The sequence below is a fragment of the Paenibacillus sp. KS1 genome, assembly GCF_001680695.1.
GTDB lineage: Bacteria > Bacillota > Bacilli > Paenibacillales > Paenibacillaceae > Paenibacillus_B > Paenibacillus_B suaedae.
The window spans coordinates 99349-115121 of sequence record NZ_MAIS01000006.1; the positions used below are offsets into that span (position 1 = coordinate 99349).

At 43.9% G+C, this 15773-nt stretch carries 19 protein-coding genes; 1 reads left to right on the forward strand and 18 read right to left on the reverse strand.

The window, feature by feature from the left end:
* Positions 1–193: 193 nt before the first annotated feature.
* The 18 genes from BBG47_RS03910 to BBG47_RS28865 all read right to left on the reverse strand — a co-directional run bounded on the left by BBG47_RS03910 (position 194) and on the right by BBG47_RS28865 (position 15339).
* Positions 194–2149 carry a TOMM precursor leader peptide-binding protein gene (locus BBG47_RS03910; protein ID WP_065290601.1) on the reverse strand — a complete coding sequence of 652 codons (1956 nt, stop codon included), beginning with the start codon at positions 2147–2149 and terminating at the stop codon, positions 194–196.
* Positions 2146–3720 (reverse strand): hypothetical protein, encoded by a 1575-nt coding sequence (locus BBG47_RS03915; RefSeq protein WP_065290602.1) that lies wholly within the window; start codon positions 3718–3720, stop codon positions 2146–2148. Before BBG47_RS03915 ends, BBG47_RS03910 begins: the two co-directional genes overlap by 4 nt.
* A gap of 205 nt (positions 3721–3925) precedes the next feature.
* A complete protein-coding gene (locus tag BBG47_RS03920) occupies positions 3926–4660 on the reverse strand; it encodes a YfjL-like protein (RefSeq protein ID WP_065290603.1) in 735 nt (244 codons plus the stop codon).
* 111 nt (positions 4661–4771) lie between these two features.
* Complete coding sequence (locus BBG47_RS03925) at positions 4772–5326, reverse strand: GNAT family N-acetyltransferase (protein ID WP_065290604.1); 555 nt, start codon at positions 5324–5326, stop codon at positions 4772–4774.
* A 13-nt stretch (positions 5327–5339) separates the two neighbouring features.
* Positions 5340–5489: a hypothetical protein gene (locus BBG47_RS29805; protein WP_155987193.1), complete on the reverse strand. Its 150-nt coding sequence runs from the start codon at positions 5487–5489 to the stop codon at positions 5340–5342.
* A gap of 79 nt (positions 5490–5568) precedes the next feature.
* Complete coding sequence (locus tag BBG47_RS03930; protein WP_065290605.1) at positions 5569–6441, reverse strand: GNAT family N-acetyltransferase; 873 nt, start codon at positions 6439–6441, stop codon at positions 5569–5571.
* 123 nt (positions 6442–6564) lie between these two features.
* Complete coding sequence (locus BBG47_RS03935; RefSeq protein WP_065290606.1) at positions 6565–6990, reverse strand: GNAT family N-acetyltransferase; 426 nt, start codon at positions 6988–6990, stop codon at positions 6565–6567.
* Positions 6991–7046: 56 nt separating this feature from the next.
* Entirely contained in the window at positions 7047–8000 is a 954-nt protein-coding gene (gene corA / locus BBG47_RS03940; RefSeq protein ID WP_065290607.1) for a magnesium/cobalt transporter CorA, read from the reverse strand.
* Positions 8001–8240: 240 nt separating this feature from the next.
* Positions 8241–8723, reverse strand: a complete 483-nt coding sequence (locus BBG47_RS03945) for a GyrI-like domain-containing protein (RefSeq protein ID WP_065290608.1) — start codon at positions 8721–8723, stop codon at positions 8241–8243.
* 39 nt (positions 8724–8762) lie between these two features.
* The gene (locus BBG47_RS03950) at positions 8763–9311 is read right to left on the reverse strand and encodes a GNAT family N-acetyltransferase (protein ID WP_065290609.1); all 549 of its coding nucleotides are present in this window, start codon (positions 9309–9311) and stop codon (positions 8763–8765) included.
* A gap of 230 nt (positions 9312–9541) precedes the next feature.
* The gene (locus BBG47_RS03955; protein WP_065290627.1) at positions 9542–9985 is read right to left on the reverse strand and encodes an NUDIX hydrolase; all 444 of its coding nucleotides are present in this window, start codon (positions 9983–9985) and stop codon (positions 9542–9544) included.
* Positions 9985–10980: a 5'-nucleotidase gene (locus BBG47_RS03960; RefSeq protein WP_083189067.1), complete on the reverse strand. Its 996-nt coding sequence runs from the start codon at positions 10978–10980 to the stop codon at positions 9985–9987. The genes BBG47_RS03955 and BBG47_RS03960 overlap by 1 nt, the downstream gene beginning before the upstream one ends.
* Before the next feature lie 16 nt (positions 10981–10996).
* Positions 10997–11428, reverse strand: coding sequence for a hypothetical protein (locus tag BBG47_RS03965; protein ID WP_065290610.1), 432 nt, complete (start codon positions 11426–11428; stop codon positions 10997–10999).
* Between the two features lie 102 nt (positions 11429–11530).
* A complete protein-coding gene (locus BBG47_RS03970; protein WP_065290611.1) occupies positions 11531–12097 on the reverse strand; it encodes a GNAT family N-acetyltransferase in 567 nt (188 codons plus the stop codon).
* Between the two features lie 5 nt (positions 12098–12102).
* A complete protein-coding gene (locus tag BBG47_RS03975) occupies positions 12103–12573 on the reverse strand; it encodes an NUDIX domain-containing protein (RefSeq protein WP_065290612.1) in 471 nt (156 codons plus the stop codon).
* 86 nt (positions 12574–12659) lie between these two features.
* A complete protein-coding gene (locus tag BBG47_RS03980; protein WP_065290613.1) occupies positions 12660–13025 on the reverse strand; it encodes a VOC family protein in 366 nt (121 codons plus the stop codon).
* A 298-nt stretch (positions 13026–13323) separates the two neighbouring features.
* Positions 13324–14421 (reverse strand): DUF4303 domain-containing protein, encoded by a 1098-nt coding sequence (locus tag BBG47_RS03985; RefSeq protein WP_065290614.1) that lies wholly within the window; start codon positions 14419–14421, stop codon positions 13324–13326.
* A gap of 159 nt (positions 14422–14580) precedes the next feature.
* Positions 14581–15339 carry an SMI1/KNR4 family protein gene (locus tag BBG47_RS28865; protein ID WP_083189069.1) on the reverse strand — a complete coding sequence of 253 codons (759 nt, stop codon included), beginning with the start codon at positions 15337–15339 and terminating at the stop codon, positions 14581–14583.
* Positions 15340–15572: 233 nt separating this feature from the next.
* Between BBG47_RS28865 and BBG47_RS30375 the strand changes: the two genes are divergently transcribed.
* The coding region (locus BBG47_RS30375; protein WP_217492494.1) for a hypothetical protein at positions 15573–15773 on the forward strand (201 nt) is incomplete at its 3' end.

A 15773-nucleotide genomic window follows, 5' to 3' on the forward strand; every position in this document is an offset into this window, starting at 1 on the left:
TTATCAGATAGCATTTAGAAATAGATCAAAACAGCGATTGAGCTCAACATATCCCAATCGCTGTTTCATGGAATCAACTTCTCATTCACTTATTTTACCAGTATGTTTATTTCAATACCACCTCGTTTTTGCGACCTCATGCATGAATCATGAATAATCATTGGAGTCAATCCGAATGCCATTCGTTCAACCCTTACGGAAATGGGTGCGGATAAGGGTTCAGTTCCTCACGTGTAAGCTTGCGATCCACATATCCAAGTTTCATCGGTACTTCCAACACTCTGTCAATCCCCTCTAATCGTCGTAGATGGTGGCCAAAAGTCATTGGAAGCATGCCTGGAATCAGTACTTTCACACAATGTAGGCCATTGCGTAGCGTCTCGCTGGACGATTGATCAACAACAATCACTTCTAATTGCAATCGAGTGAACACTTCCAGAACGTCCTTCAGCTCTTCTGTTACATCTGTACTGACTGGAACCACTGGGATTGGGAATTCTTCTGCAAAGGAACGGACTGGACGCTGCTCCTCTAACAGAAAGTGAAGTCTTTCCGCTGCTTCTGGCAAACTGTACAGCAAGGTATGATCTTCCATCTGCTGTACCTCATACGGATCCATAAACATAGACAGTGCTTCCGAACCACGTTCCTTCCAACGTTTTTCAACCATGGAGATCGTCCCCGCAAGTTCATGGACAGCACTCTTAGCTGCTCGTATCGGGTCAAGATGAGCTCCCGCAGAACAGACTACACTCACTTCATGTTCTGGTGTTCCCCGAGCAATCGACCAGATGCTCGGAATCCCATTCTCCGTTGTTATGTTGTACAACAACACCTCATATCCTAAGACAGCCTTGATCCGTTGAATCATGAGGATCAGCTCCTCATCCCCTGAGGAATATGGATCAAGCCTTGGGCATTGGAGCTTCGCATACCAAGTCATTAAGAAGGCATCTCGTTCAACTACCTCAAATATGCCATACAACACCGCTTCTTCCAGACTGCCTCCTAATGCGCAGCCGTTAGAGGTTTCATACACGAAACTCCCTTCGTGCCCTAAGCTGTAATAGGCTACTAGATGAGGAACTAGAATCGGGCGCTCCTGTAAAAATGAATACCCCCACACCCATTCAATAGGGGTATCTGGATCAAAGGAGGCAAACGGAAAACCTTCCTGTTCGTATTGTTCTTGTGCATGAAGCCCAATTGTAGCAGGATCCATAGCAATTTCCTTCAGTTGGTTGTAACTATCGAACACAACTGGACGTTTACCGCGGGGTGTGATGCCGCAATAACGTTCCAATCCCTCTAATATGGCAGCAAGCTGACTGTTCGTGAACGAATGGGAACGTCCCCCTGTCACCTCATCGTAATAGCCGAGCGGGAGATTGACGACTGCATCTGCAAATACAGAAGAAAGATGCAGCTCTAAGTCGTTAAATAAGCCGGATCGACGATCCCAATAGTCGTTGAACAGAACCCCCTGTAATTCATTCATGGATCGACACCGATAGCTATTATCCAGCTTGGGAGATGGTTTAAGCACAATACTCGCTGCTTCCGGCGAATCTTCATCTAGCTGCCCGCATACTGGACAAGCACCATAAGGAAGAATATAATGCCGCGTACAGTTCAAGCTGTGCAAGTTGATCATATAAATGTGACTGTCGGTACACAGACTGTGTCCGTTTACACATTTCGATGTCTCCTCAACAAGTAACTGAGCCATAAACCGATACCCTGTCACTTCAATGTCCGATTCAACTCGAGGGACATAGTCAGGGTTAACCAGCATCAAAAGCATGTCATCAGTTGCTTTAGTATTGCTGCCCGCTATCGACATTCTAATGTCTGCGCATTGGAAGCATCCGGATGCACCTGGCCAGTTCATTGGACCAACGAACCCTTCTTCCCCACTCAAATAAGCCGATATCCACGGAATTCCCGATTGCTGAAGCTTCTCATTCATTTCCAACAGCAAGCCAAGGTTTTCTTGATCCTGAAGCACCAATGCGATGCTCATACTTGTACTTGGAATTTCTTCATTGTGATTCGTCAATCTTGTTACGGTGTAATCGCATTGATCCATTAACTGTGCATATACGACATCCGCAAGTAATCCCTCTCCAATCACCAGGACAGTGTTCACGTAGAGCCCTCCTCTCTGAGCCGCACTCCACATACGAAGAATGCCTCTGTACCAAGGAAAGAACTGCTGTGCAAATCATATATTTCGAAGCATGAATCGTTCTTCTTGTTCTTCTCCAATACTCTTTGCACCGTTGCTATCCAATAAGCAGATGTGAACGGATAGGAAATATGAGGGATTGCGGTCGTGTTCATTGAATTATCTTCTTCGCATTGAACTAGAAATAGATCGGACGCATGCCCCTCAACCTGAGTTAGCGCCTTCTGAAGGGACTGGCGAAGCGCAATTGTGAAATCTACATCCACACTTCCATACCAATTATCCCTCGAATAGACCCATACTACCGGATAACCATGCAGCGGCTCCCCCACCGCAATAATAGACTCACCTCCCATGATACCTAGCGACTGCAAATAATACTGACATCGGCTGTCTGCTACATGTTCAAATCGCAGTCGCGATACGATCATCTGATTCGCCCCGTGTCGGCTGCGGTCAATACGATCCTGCAATCGTTTCGTCAAGCATGCCCTAATTCCCCGTCCAACAGCTTCAGCTGCCTCACAACCTGCACCTACACCGATAGCAGCCACATGGTCATTCCCCGATACAGGGAACAGAAACGGTAATAAACGTGCCGCATACGCTTCCAATCCTGCAAGCCCCGACTCACGCCGAGCCTCTTCATGTGTCAATCCACTGCATATGATTGCTGGCAGTAGTCGGACAAATGATTCTGATGCCGGATCAATCGGCTGAACCATGCATTGTGCGAGAGGAAGCTGCACAATTCCCGCCTCTTCCCATTTGTGAAAATTTCCAATTGAAGAGGAAGTCATATCGGCGAAGCTGGTATACCAATCTGAATCATTCATTCGCTCAGTACTTGCTGTGATGATTTCATCCACTGTAGATATACGGCAAGCCGCCTTACTCCCTCGTTCAACATCGAAGAGATGTGAACGAATGGAATGCCAGCTCCCTGTTAAGCTGTTCGGATCAAAAATATAGCATTGATCTCTACAATTCCCGTCTCTTCCTGCTGTCACTTCCCGATGATATTCATGCACAACCAGATTTGTAAGAATATGAAGTGCCGTTAACGAGAAGCTCTGTTGCTCATTCTCACTTCGGAACACGGTCGGGTGCAGGCTCCGCCACACCGCTTCTGGTCGTGCTGATCCGTCCACATCTAACAATGGCCCAACTAATCCAACCCCACGTAAGGTTATCGCAGGCAGAAGGGGTTTCCCCTCCAATTCACATGCATCCTGAAGGTCTCTCCATTCAGCCAAATTATCAAGTTGGGCAGCGTATAGGATAAAACGGTATGGTCGAATAATACTGCGCCAATCTTGTTTGAGATCTCTCCGTTTCATCGTGACATTTGGGGTCAATCCTCCCTGTTCGTCAGGCTCCTGATATACCGCAAATGCAACATGATCGGGAGTTTCCGTGTCAGTTGTGCAAACCGTCAGTGTGAAGTCTCCCGCTTCATGCCAGGTTTTAACCAATGAATCCAGCATGGATCCCGAGCCAATAGCAAGTACTCCCTTCTCTTGCTTAGACATAAACAATCCTCCTTTCCCACAAACACCTATATTTCATTGAATTCGATTCGCTTCGTTATCGTGAATCCGACCTAGAAATGTCATTGTTAACGTATGTCGACGTCTGCTTCACTATGACTCGCTTACGGCCCAGTCCTACTGCAACAAAAAAAAGAGCTGCCTCATGTCATTAGCGTAATGACAGTTGAGACAGCTCTGCGTTCCCTTACAAGAGCTTTATATTCTTCTTCAAATCCTCTATAGACTGGATAAACTTGAGTTGATCGTGCTCTAGATGAAGAATTTCGTTCTTTGACATTTTATTTTGTTGAGCCCCTTTCGTCTCAGCTGCCCTTACGAAGACACCCATGGGTTGGGAGGTTCTCACCATATCATTGATTACCTCACGCAATTGCTCCAACACATGGTCGCCTATTTCGACAGACTTCAATCGAATAAACAATTCAGGAACATCCTTGGGCTTTACAGGAATGTGCACCCCGTTCTGATCCTGATCACCGCTGAGCCCTTCGGTAAGTGATAATGTGTAATATGCGTATTCAATCTGAATCGATTCAATATCTTGAAGCTTGAACAGATCAGGATGCTTTACTTGCAGTCCATCGCGAATAGATTCAGACCAATACACAAGGGTATAATCGTCTTGCAATCGCTTCCCAACATAGTTGCCCTCGTCGTCGAAGTCACTATCATCGTCCACACGAATAATCGCTTTGTTCGAATCCTTCACGTTATATACTTTCGCTGTATATACTTTAAATTTAAAATTATAAGAACTTCCTTCCGCTGCAACATCCATATTGTACTTTTGTTTCATATAATCGATTGCCTTCCGTTTTACTTCAGCATGTTTCCAAGGTAATCCTTCAATTTCCGTATAGACGAAAAACACAAAGGACAAAAGCAAGACAACAACCACAATCGATATTATTTTCTTCATGCAACACCTACCTAACCAAATTGTACACACTAGCTTCATTGTTCTCACTTCTCCGCGTAACTGATTCGTGTACTACATGCGAGTGAGGGGTGTACAGTATCACTTCATCTTTTATATGTTTTCTGCATGATCCTTTTGAAGCTTGGCAAATAGAATAGCATCTATAAACCTGTCATTTTTGCGATAGCACTCCTGCAGCAATCCTTCTTGGTGGAATCCGGACTTCTCAAGCAGTTTTTGTGAAGCCGTATTTGTTCCAAACACATAGGCTTCGATTCGGTTTAATTGCATCTCCTCAAATCCAAATGCGACTATGCGGTTCAATGCTTCCGTCATCAGGCCCTTATTCCAATGACTTGGATTCAATTCGTATCCTATCTCGGCTTTGCAATCTGCTCTCCGCCAGTTGTGATAGCCGCAAGTCCCAATGATTCTATCCTCCGATCGAAGTGCAATTCCCCAGCGAATGCTCTGTCCTTCCTCAAATCGTTGGTTCCATCTCTCTATTAATTGTTCGGCTTGTTCAATCGCCACGAAATTATCCAAGTTATAATACTGCGTTACTTCGTCCGTTGAGAAGTTCTCGAATAGATTGGGCGCATCCTCCGACCTGAGCTGCCGTAGAATCATTCTGTCCGTTTCTAATCTAGGAAATGTTGATATCATCTTGCTTCCTCTTTCAATTCTTCATGTTCTTTAATTCATCCAAAATATCCTGAAGCTGTTTCATTATCTTCTTATCATTATCAAGCTTCTTCTTGGTGTTAATTTCAATTCTGACGAGTGTAGCTAAGAAGAAAAACGAAATAATAAGAGCAGACCACTCCATATTCATTTCACCTCAGTTTACATTGTCGTTGACCAGCTACACGCGTATGGGCAAGACACTTCTGACCTAGTTCCACCCGTCATCCAAATATTTGCGCTGCAATCCCGTATAGTGTACGATTTCTTGCCGGCAGCTGTTGTGCATTCTTAATCATCACCGGAGGATGGGTCTCTCTCTCAAAACCAGCCTGTCTCAACAGCTCGATAAATTCAGGTTGTTCCTCTGGCACATCAATACGAAGCAGCTTGCCCCGGTTATCTCCGGCCAAGTAATGAATCATGGCTGATGCCGCTTCCTGCCGTACAGCTATCACTGGTCCAAGAACGAGATACTTCGGGCCTTGAACGGCAAATCCATACCCGATCAGAGTACCTTTGTTATCCAGTACAACTACCCCCTGCTTCGCCTGTTTCCAGCGAGCAGATAGGAATGTCTCTCTGTCTGCTCCAATGGCCAACTGATCCAGCTCACGAATCCCGGGGAAGTGTTCCAACCCTAGCGGCATGGTACGCATTTCAGAGTCATAGTCACTCCGATTAGATAATGTGGAATTGTAGCTAGAACATACAAGCTTATTGACGTACGACACGGTATGATATCCCATGCCTTCATACAAAGGTCGGCCTTCTTCCGTTGCAATCAGCATAATGGTGTCGCTGTTATCAACAGCGTCCATACAAGCTTGAACAACCGCCTTCCCTAAGCCCATCCCTCTATAGCGTTGATCAACGATAACCATACCAATGGTAGACAATCCAGGCTTGTAGGTAAGAATAGCGGCACTAGAAATAATGTCGCCTTGCTCATTGCGATGTCCCCATACCGTTCCCGATGACATAATCGTCTGAATATCCTGTTCATCATAATCCCAACCGATCGAAGCGGATAGGTCTATCAATCCCTGCGTATCTGTTATACGCAATTGCTCTACAGCTAATGTCTGATTCGGCATCAAATCTATCACCTTTCTGAGCACACACTTTAGAAATAGAAATAAAAGAACCCAGCTTTACAAGATCATGCTTCTGTAGGACTGGGTCTGAAGTCGAAATTCAATTATTCCATTATTATACACCTAATAACTCTTTAACACGCATAAAAATCGCTCCACACCTGGATATTTTTCACCAAGACTTGTAACATCAAAGCCAGCTCTCTGATAGAATCCAACCGCATCTCGATCCGTTTCTGCTTCAAGTCTAACAAGATTGTGGATCTGCATCACATGTTTGATCATCGCATGTCCAATTCCTTGACCACGAAGGTGCGGCTTTACCGCGATATGACGCAGTACGCCTTCTCCGGTTGCATCTGCACGTACACCAATTAATCCAACCAGCTCTGCTTGAATGACAACTCCATACAATAACAGGGACTCATCGCTCCGGTAGAGAACAACCTGGCTATTGATCTTCTCTTCGTTCGGGTACATACATGCTGCAAGCAGCTCTCGCACCTGTTCCCAATCCGAATCCCTCTTGAGGTTAACTGGTGTATTCATGTTGTTGCGACCTCCCTATATCGACTCTTATGTTCTTGAATTCCCTGCTCCATTTTTCAATCAAACCAGCCTTTTCTTTTAAACCATGCGTACATTCCAATGCCGCCGCCAACGAGAACTGCCAAAACGATAAAATAACCCCATTTCCAATGAAGCTCAGGCATGTTATCAAAGTTCATACCGTATATTCCAACTATGAAAGTTAGTGGCATAAAAATGGTCGTTATGACTGTCAATGTCTTCATGATCGTATTCATTCGATTGGAGTTTAAGGACATATAGCTGTCTCTCATATCAGCAGTCATCTCACGGTTCGATTCGATCATTTCGGAGAGCTTCAACAAATGGTCATAAATATCTGTGAAGTAGAGCATGTTGGTCTTTACGCCTTCGATACGCTCGGAATTAATGATTCGGTACATCAATTCCCTCATCGGCAATATCGTTTTTCGCAGTTTTAACAGCTTGGATCTGATTTCAAATATGTCGTCCATCACGCTTTGGATAGAGTCTTTCCCCTCTTTGGATTCAATATCAGACAATTGATCTTCAAGCTGATAGGCCGCAGGGAAATATTGATCGACTAACTTATCGATAACCAAATGAGCCGCATACACATGGCCAGCTTCGAACAACTGTTGATTCTCCGCAATGCGATTCCATGCGTCGTCGATTTCCTGTGAAGGATTCAAATGAAACGTTACAATAAAATTGTCTCCCCAAAATAAATCCACTTCTTCCGCCGCAAATGTATGAGGGTGGAGTGAGTGCAGAACAAAAAAATGAGTGTTTTCATAATGATCAACTTTCGGCCGCTGCAGCAAATGGTGCAAGCAATCTTCAACTGCCAACGGGTGGAAATGGAAATACTGCTCCAGGAGCAACGCTTCTTCAGGCGAAGGTTCATTGAAGTCGACCCAGTACCACTTTGCTTGTATCTGCTTAAGCTCCTCTAAGGTGATATCCCTTCTCAATTCTAACTTATCCGTCACAGCCAATACACGAATCATAGTGCATCGATCCCCTCAAGTTAGTTAAATGACATTCAGATAAAATAGGATCCAGTTGTATTATGTGTCATAATCATAACTTACTGCGTATAAATCGGACGACCATTCAGACGATATGCTTTCCATACCTTTCGATAGATGAAATACAGTCTCACTTCGAGACTTGCTCGCCATAGTTTGTACCGATTCGATCTAAGATTTGATTTTTGCTATTCCAAACAGCGTTCATCCCCACGCTCTTCACGATTCTGATATTATAGGCAGCATCAGCTCGATAACTTCTTCTCCTTGATAGGCTGCGACAGATACTCTTCGAATTTCAATGCCGTATGAATCAGCAAGTTCATAGGTTGATTGCTCAATCCAGTTATATAAAAAGTCATAGACTTGATAAGCTTCATGAGGTTGCCCTTGATAGGCAGCTCGAACATAAGTGCTGGCAGGAAGGGTAATCGAACTCATTCCTTCGGGAATGTTTTCTAATGAAGATACTTCTACAGCAGCCATCCATGTGAAGGGATCCGTTCTGTAATCATAATTGGGTGGATCGATAAAGATACCAATCGAATCATTATTCATTCTGTGCTCGATTTCACTTATCCGACTTTCGAATGCATCGTGAAGCTTCGGGATATTTCTTTCTTCCCGTTCAATTGGCAAGATCGCTTGTAATGAAACACCTACTGCCATCATCGACCCTTTATCAACAAGTATTGCCTCCATGCCCGCATCTCCCCTCAATAAATAGCATCCAAACAACGATTATGAAACTACAACTCCAATTTCCTTTTGGTATTTGCTATGACCGTCTGTACTCCCTACCTTTTCGAAGCCTTGTTTCAAGTAATATGCATTCAACTTCTCATTATCACCAACGCAATCAAGCCTTATATACTTCTTTGCAGAAGGAAATTGCAAGCCATTCTCTACCCACGTTATGATTTGCTTGCCTATCCCCGTCCCGGCATAGTCCCGTGACACGGCCAATCGATGAATCATTACAGAATCCTCTAGATTGGTATCAGGCCAAATATGGTGATCCCACTCCTCTGGTTCTATGAGAACACAAACCGTGCCAATCACAGTATCTCCTTGCAAGACGACATAGGCAGAACCACTGTCAATGCTCGCTGTAATATCATCTCTGCCATATCCGTCAAGAAAATGTCCCCATTGTCTTATTCCCTTGCTGTTGAGCCACTCGGCCGTCTCTAGAAATATGTTCAGCATTGCCTCAAAATGCTCAGATGTCGCCTGGCAAATCAGATATTCCTGAGCTATGTAATGTTGCTTGATGATCGTATTTTCCATTATTGTCACCCCGTCTGATGTTCACTTATTCCTCTTCTGATAATAGGATGCAAAACAACCCACATCTAGCGAATATCGAAAGGTGGGTTGCAGTACGTTTAGTTATGCAGCTATTCAAAAACGGAATATAAGGGATAGAAATCTCACGATGCGCTCTTTTCTTCCGATCCCAGATTTTAACTATACCACATTCTCTAACAAAATAAAAGAACGAATGTTCGCATTTTCATTCAAATGTCAGCATCAAGCTCGAACAATAAGGCTAGAAAAGGAGTAACTTTACACTTGGGCAAATCTTCAATGGCAATCCAACAAGCACCAAGTGAATCCTCCCCATCTCCGCCCACTCTCAATTCATGATCATTAGGTATGTCTACATTGTAAATGATGCCGATGTGATGGAGCTCTTCTAACGTATCCTCGGCATAGGGATAAATCAGGGTGTAAGAGAGCGCGGTTCGTATCGTTCCCGAACAATTCGTGACGCCTGTTTCTTCTTCTATTTCCCGCAAAAGCGCTGCATAGGGCTCTTCACCGAACTCGATTCTTCCTCCCGGAAGATCCCATTTCCCTGCATGCGGGCCTCTTGCTTTTTTGATTAGCAGTATTTCATTATTTCTCATCATCACGCCATATACGCCAAGATGAGTATGTTTTATTACGCTGCTCTGCATCACTGCATCCCAGTCCCTTCTGTTAAGAGGATCGATGCAAGTTCTCTGCTCTGTCGTGTCTCGCCTGCTGCCTCAACATTCTTTACTCCGAACGGGACGTGGACGGAAGGCGCGATTCTCGCAACTCCTTCTATATGCCCAACCTGGTCATCAAAGAAGATGTGCGGTTTAAAGATTTTAAGTACCCGCTCCTTCTCAACTCCGCCCAAGAAAAATGCTTCATCAATCCGAATATCCAGCTTTCGTAGAGTGGAAATCACCCGTTCATGCGCAGGAGCATTCCGTGCCGTCGCAATGGCGACTCTTATTTTCGGCCGGTAATCTGGATTCTCGATTCTGCGATTAATCTCTCTCCGCTGCAGCTTGGATATTTCAAGAAAGAAACGCAGCAACGGCCCGGCAGGGAGCGGCTCTCCCGCCTTCAACCGCTCATGCTGATGAAACAGCTCAATTGCTCCCTTTTCATATACAGCCTCTGCCGAATCATCTGCAATAATTCCGTCGAAATCAAAGGCAATACGGAGCTCTTCATCTTCCTCATCATCAACGAAATCAGTCGGATACACGCAGCCCGCTGGCAATCCCAACTCAACGGCCTGCTTCACATCATCCTTATTGCCAGACAAGAAGAGCGACGCATTAAAAGCATCCATATATACAAACGGATCATTTCCCGTGACGAATACCGCGCGCGTAATAGGCAGACCATAATGCTCTATCGATTTGAATACGCGTAGACCAGTATCCGGATCATTGCGGGACAACAGAACGACCTCAACGGCTTGAGCGCCGATATCCGCATCGTTCAGACCGAGCAATCTTTTAATAAGTGGGAAAGCCACACCTTTATCCAGCACTCGCTTCTCATTCTCACGCTGATACTTCCGATATTCTTCTTCACCATGTTCCTGAAACACAGCATCTGATTCTGTCAAATCAAACAACGCACTCGACGCTACAGCCACTACCAATTTATCTTGGATGTGATACCCCATATCATTTTCCTCTCTGCTAGATCTCCTGTCCTTTTTGGATATGCTCGCGCATTTTCTCCCCAATGATGTCATAGAACGACACGATATTATCCTCGGGACCGTTGACAATGCGTTTATATGCCTTCCCTATCGGATTGGCCTGGGCTCCATGAGCATTTAACAGGTACCCTCCATCAACCTCTTCCCATCTGCATTCTTCGCCCAGCTCAATCCTCATAATCTCTCCTACATAGATGCCCCAAATCGCCGCTATTGACCACACCTCTCGATCGAGCGGCTTAATCATATCATCATGACTCGCATAATCATTCGCGTAGTTATCCAATATGTCCTCCACCCGATGAATACTCTCGCTGCTGAAGTCCAGCGTGTGCCCCATCGTTTCAGCAATTTGAATGGCCAACTTCGTATGATGTGCGACCATTTCATTCAAGCTGTTTGTACCCATATTATGATCCTCCAATTTATTCTCGTTATTGTTATTCTCTCTCTTATCATGAACCAGTTCCTTTTCAAGCCCCAGGTGCTAAACATTCATTTCTTCACACTTCTACTTCCCAGTCCATTCAGACTTGCGCAGCTTGTAATACAAATGCGCCTTCCCATCGATATCGATCTCACCATATTGAATAAACCCACACTTTTGGATCACTCTATTTGAAGAAATATTGTTCAATAGCGCTACAGCATTCAGCTCTGTTACATCCGTATTCTCGAACAAATAGGCGATAAGCGCTCGTGCCGCCTGCGTCATATATCCCTTCCCGGAATAATCTCGGGAGATTGCATACGCAATTTCCCGATTCGGAGACGGCAATTCATCCTTCATCCCTGTTACGCACCAGCCTATAAATGCACCTGTCTCCTTCAGCACAATTCCCAAGCGTAGGCAAAGATCACCAATATGTCCGTCTTCTGCGACCGCCTGCAGAAAATGTTTATTCTCTACCAACTCGTAGTTGGCCATCCAATCCAACCTTTGCTCCTTCGTCGCGTTCCAATCCGGTAAGAATTCCAAAATAGCAGGCTGCTGCGTTAATGCACATATTGCATCCACATCTTCCATTCGATACTCACGCAGTAATATGTCGCCACAATCAATTGTTAACTCTGTCATTCTAGTCAGCTCTCCCCTGATGATGCAATGTCGCTCCCCCAGAAGGGAGTTCGATTGCCACTCTTACAATGTGTAATCGCTTCCCGAACAGGATACGGGAGTAGATTATGCTTGTCCATTTCATTGACATGAATCCAATAAAATTCTAAATGTTGTTCCTTCGATTCCGGGTTTCGAGAATGATCAATGCCCTGCGCATCCGCAATAAATAAATGATTGATTTCTTGATGATAAACATTGTTGTCTTCATAACCCGCTTCAACCGCACCAATATACTGCTTCACTTCACACTGTAGGCCCATCTCTTCGAATATTTCACGAGACAGCGACTCCTGCATTCCTTCACGAAATTCAACATGTCCACCTGGCAGGAACGTATTGTCCATCCCAATACAATGTGCCACTAGCAGGTATTCCCCTGATAACATAATGCCTCTGGCTAACACGTGATATTTTTGTTGCATCTCACACTGCATTCCAAGCTCATTCCTCTCCGAGGTTATCGCTCTTTTGCTACCTGTATGCAATTATGCACGCAAGAATCTTTCCATTGATAGCTCAATTACGAATGATCCACATGTGCCAAAATATTTACAAGCTTCCCGAAAGGATCTCGCACATAGAAGCGCCTCACTCCCCAAGGCTCATCTGCAGGCCCGTATTCAATCGAGAAACCAGCACGCTCCATCTTTTCTAGTACAGCATCGACATCATCCACTTCCATCGACACATCCGGCACAGGCGTGTCAGAACCTCCTTGTGAAGCAATGCTTATCTGGATGCTCATTTGGTCGTTAGAACCATAAGTAGCGATCCAGCCATGATCCATCATGAGATCAAGCTCCAAAATTTCCTCGTAGAAACGCTTGGCTTCCGATAGATTCGACGCGGCTATATCTAAATTGGCAACGATTCGTTTAACCGTCATAGGTACCTCCATCATAAGAAATCAGATCTTATCCTCTGCATTCGCCTTAGACTACCATGAACTTCCTTTCTCAAGTGTACTTTACCTACAAAAGGAAGTATATACTATCATTTCGATGAAGCGATGATAACCATATGCATCGTAATTTTGGACTGTTTTGTCAATGAACCTTTTGGGGTTTGGCAAAAAAACAAGCCAGAGCGTATTGCTCGGGCTTGTCGGAATTTTATTAATTCTGCTGTTCAAAATCTTTCTTAGCTCCAACGACCTTAATAGATTTGCGAAAAGTTGAACTCTTTCAATATGCCAAAAGTGCGCGTACCTTTTTCCTTTTTGCAGTAGAAACATCGCCGTTTGAAGCGCCGACACTAAGCAAGACTGGTGAATTATATTCTTCGGAGAAGAAATCCTCTGCTTTTAATTCCACCAATACGTCCGTACAAAGATCAAGCAACTTATCGCGGAAACGTTTCATTTTTCCATCTGATCCCAAAGCCGCACTATACATGGCAAGTTCGTTGCAAATCGGCTCGAACAAATCGAGCGTAAAATCTGTGCCTTCATAACGCCATTCGTTAGTGGCGTAAGCAAAATAATCCTTATCTGAGGGATCTTCAGCCACAAGTTTTTCGAAATGTGCTTTTGTATTTGCCGCGTCCGCTACCATAGAGCCTTCATCATCAACGTACAGGCCAAAAGAGATAATTACTTCATGTCCATGCGCTTTTATTATTTCGCGGAATGATTTTTGTGCGGCTTGTTTCAATGGTGCTTTTAGTGCTGCAAAGTCAAAGGCGGGCAGTTTGGGCATAACGATAAGGTCTTTGATATATGCATCAAAAGTAGGGGCAACGGTTGTCAATTCCCAATAATATGTTTCGTTAATATTCCGCCAGTCTTCTTTTCCATTGACAGGTTCGCCGTTTTTGCCACGTCGAACTTTTCGAGTTATGAAAGCTACAGACGGCTCCCCGCTTGTCCCACACTCCAAATAGTTTAAAACAAAGAAATCATAATAAGGTGCACCCAAGATGCCGCCAATTTCCAATAGATTTGGAATGTCATAGAAGAGTGGGGGCATATCACGCGCCTTGTGTCCGGCATAGTGCGTTGGAAGACTTTCATCTCCAGGACGGTGACCGATTGCATTAATATAATCAATTTTTACATGCCGAATCGTATTGCCGGATCCATCAAGAATAGGAAAGCCATTGCGTTTAAGTAATCCACCATTTTGCGATGTGGACACAAACTCAATGTAAGAAGCGGGAAGTTTAACGCCAAGCCGTTGCTCCAACGCTGCTAATTCTTCATCGGATGGCAGTGGCAGGATAAAATACGCTGATCCTTCCCTCTTCCATAAGTTTTTAAAATCAGCTTTAGTAAAATAACTCATCCAGGTACCCCTTTTCACAAGCATTCTTTGCGTTCGCCCAAAACATCCAAAACAAGTCGTACACAAACGTCGCCACGCAAAATATAATTATTGCCGTTCGCTAAAATTGAACTACCTACGCCATATTGCTTATTAGGTGTATGTAAATATATGCCCTTACTACTGATCCAGTTCTTTGCACGTTCCGTTCACTTCATCCCAAAATTCATTATTCAAATCAATTTCTAAAGACAGTTCGTTTAAATCAAAGGGAACCTCTAAATCTTTACTTTTGAGTACTCTCGAAATCTGTTCAAATTGTTCTAACGTATCTGCAATTTTAATCGGAACCCACTTTCCCGTTCCGTGATATGAAAAGTAAACAGGAAAGCCAATATCTTTTTGAGTAAAGTCAATATAAAAAGGATCGTCCATCGTGTTCACCGCGAAAACATACCAGCCATCTTGCCAATCGCCGTTTTTATCTGAAACGAGAAATTCCCCTGAGAGAGAGTTAAAGCGATAGCCTTCCTGCATTTTATTAAAATCATTTACGTCTGCGTAATATGCTGGAAGCATTCCTATATAATCAAAGCAGATATCAAGATTTATAAATTCTACTAGTTGCTTCGGCAATTCTGGAATCTGTTTGGCTTCCTCGGGGATCCGAGCTTCAACGGATATCACTTCCTCCCTATCATCCCTTTCGATGATTTGAAGGATCTCTGGGTTCTTTAGTCGCTTTACTAAATAGTCGGCTGTACCAAAGTACACCTTTTCCATAAGCGTATATGGCAATGACTTAGATTGTTGGTATAAATGTGTGGCATTCGTGGTGAGTTGCAAGGCTTCTCTAAGATGTACAAACCCCTTCAAGCCATCAGGTGGCAACTTAACAAGCACGATATCAACCCATACACGGTTAGGCCTATCCTTCATCCTCTAAAACCTCCTGTCTGTATTGCAAATACGGTAGCATACCCACCTACTAAAATCTACATCTAGACTGTCTGTCAATGTTTTTATATCTGTTGAAAGCCTTATTTATACTCAAATTTTGATTTTTGAGTGCATACAACCGATTGAACTTTTTGGAGTAATCTGGTGTAATTAATGAAGTTGAATGTTGATAGAAATCGTTGAGAAATTATATAGTGCGAGGATTTAAAAGTATGTTAATTTTAAAACCTGTAATGCCCGAATTCAAAATATCCACCACTGACCTAAAGGTAGTTTATACAGAATCTGATGGCGTAAAAGTTGAAGTTGGTGCTATACCATTGAAGAATCCGCAAAGCATAGATTGGGACAAGTGTGTGAATATTGAAATTTGTTTCCCACTAGGAGAGCGTAAAATATCTTGTGTAAATAGA

Coding starts and splice junctions, on each gene's coding strand:
- BBG47_RS03980 (WP_065290613.1), bottom strand. CDS start 13,025: ATGACGGTTAAACGAATCGTTGCCAATTTAGATATAGCCGCGTCGAAT.
- BBG47_RS03970 (WP_065290611.1), bottom strand. CDS start 12,097: ATGACAGAGTTAACAATTGATTGTGGCGACATATTACTGCGTGAGTAT.
- BBG47_RS03930 (WP_065290605.1), bottom strand. CDS start 6,441: ATGCCGAATCAGACATTAGCTGTAGAGCAATTGCGTATAACAGATACG.
- BBG47_RS03920 (WP_065290603.1), bottom strand. CDS start 4,660: ATGAAGAAAATAATATCGATTGTGGTTGTTGTCTTGCTTTTGTCCTTT.
- BBG47_RS03950 (WP_065290609.1), bottom strand. CDS start 9,311: ATGGAAAATACGATCATCAAGCAACATTACATAGCTCAGGAATATCTG.
- BBG47_RS03965 (WP_065290610.1), bottom strand. CDS start 11,428: ATGGGTACAAACAGCTTGAATGAAATGGTCGCACATCATACGAAGTTG.
- BBG47_RS03925 (WP_065290604.1), bottom strand. CDS start 5,326: ATGATATCAACATTTCCTAGATTAGAAACGGACAGAATGATTCTACGG.
- BBG47_RS03945 (WP_065290608.1), bottom strand. CDS start 8,723: ATGGAGGCAATACTTGTTGATAAAGGGTCGATGATGGCAGTAGGTGTT.
- BBG47_RS03915 (WP_065290602.1), bottom strand. CDS start 3,720: ATGTCTAAGCAAGAGAAGGGAGTACTTGCTATTGGCTCGGGATCCATG.
- BBG47_RS03975 (WP_065290612.1), bottom strand. CDS start 12,573: ATGCAGTGTGAGATGCAACAAAAATATCACGTGTTAGCCAGAGGCATT.
- BBG47_RS03935 (WP_065290606.1), bottom strand. CDS start 6,990: ATGAATACACCAGTTAACCTCAAGAGGGATTCGGATTGGGAACAGGTG.
- BBG47_RS28865 (WP_083189069.1), bottom strand. CDS start 15,339: ATGAAGGATAGGCCTAACCGTGTATGGGTTGATATCGTGCTTGTTAAG.
- BBG47_RS03955 (WP_065290627.1), bottom strand. CDS start 9,985: ATGCAGAGCAGCGTAATAAAACATACTCATCTTGGCGTATATGGCGTG.
- BBG47_RS03960 (WP_083189067.1), bottom strand. CDS start 10,980: ATGGGGTATCACATCCAAGATAAATTGGTAGTGGCTGTAGCGTCGAGT.
- BBG47_RS29805 (WP_155987193.1), bottom strand. CDS start 5,489: ATGGAGTGGTCTGCTCTTATTATTTCGTTTTTCTTCTTAGCTACACTC.
- BBG47_RS03985 (WP_065290614.1), bottom strand. CDS start 14,421: ATGAGTTATTTTACTAAAGCTGATTTTAAAAACTTATGGAAGAGGGAA.
- corA (WP_065290607.1), bottom strand. CDS start 8,000: ATGATTCGTGTATTGGCTGTGACGGATAAGTTAGAATTGAGAAGGGAT.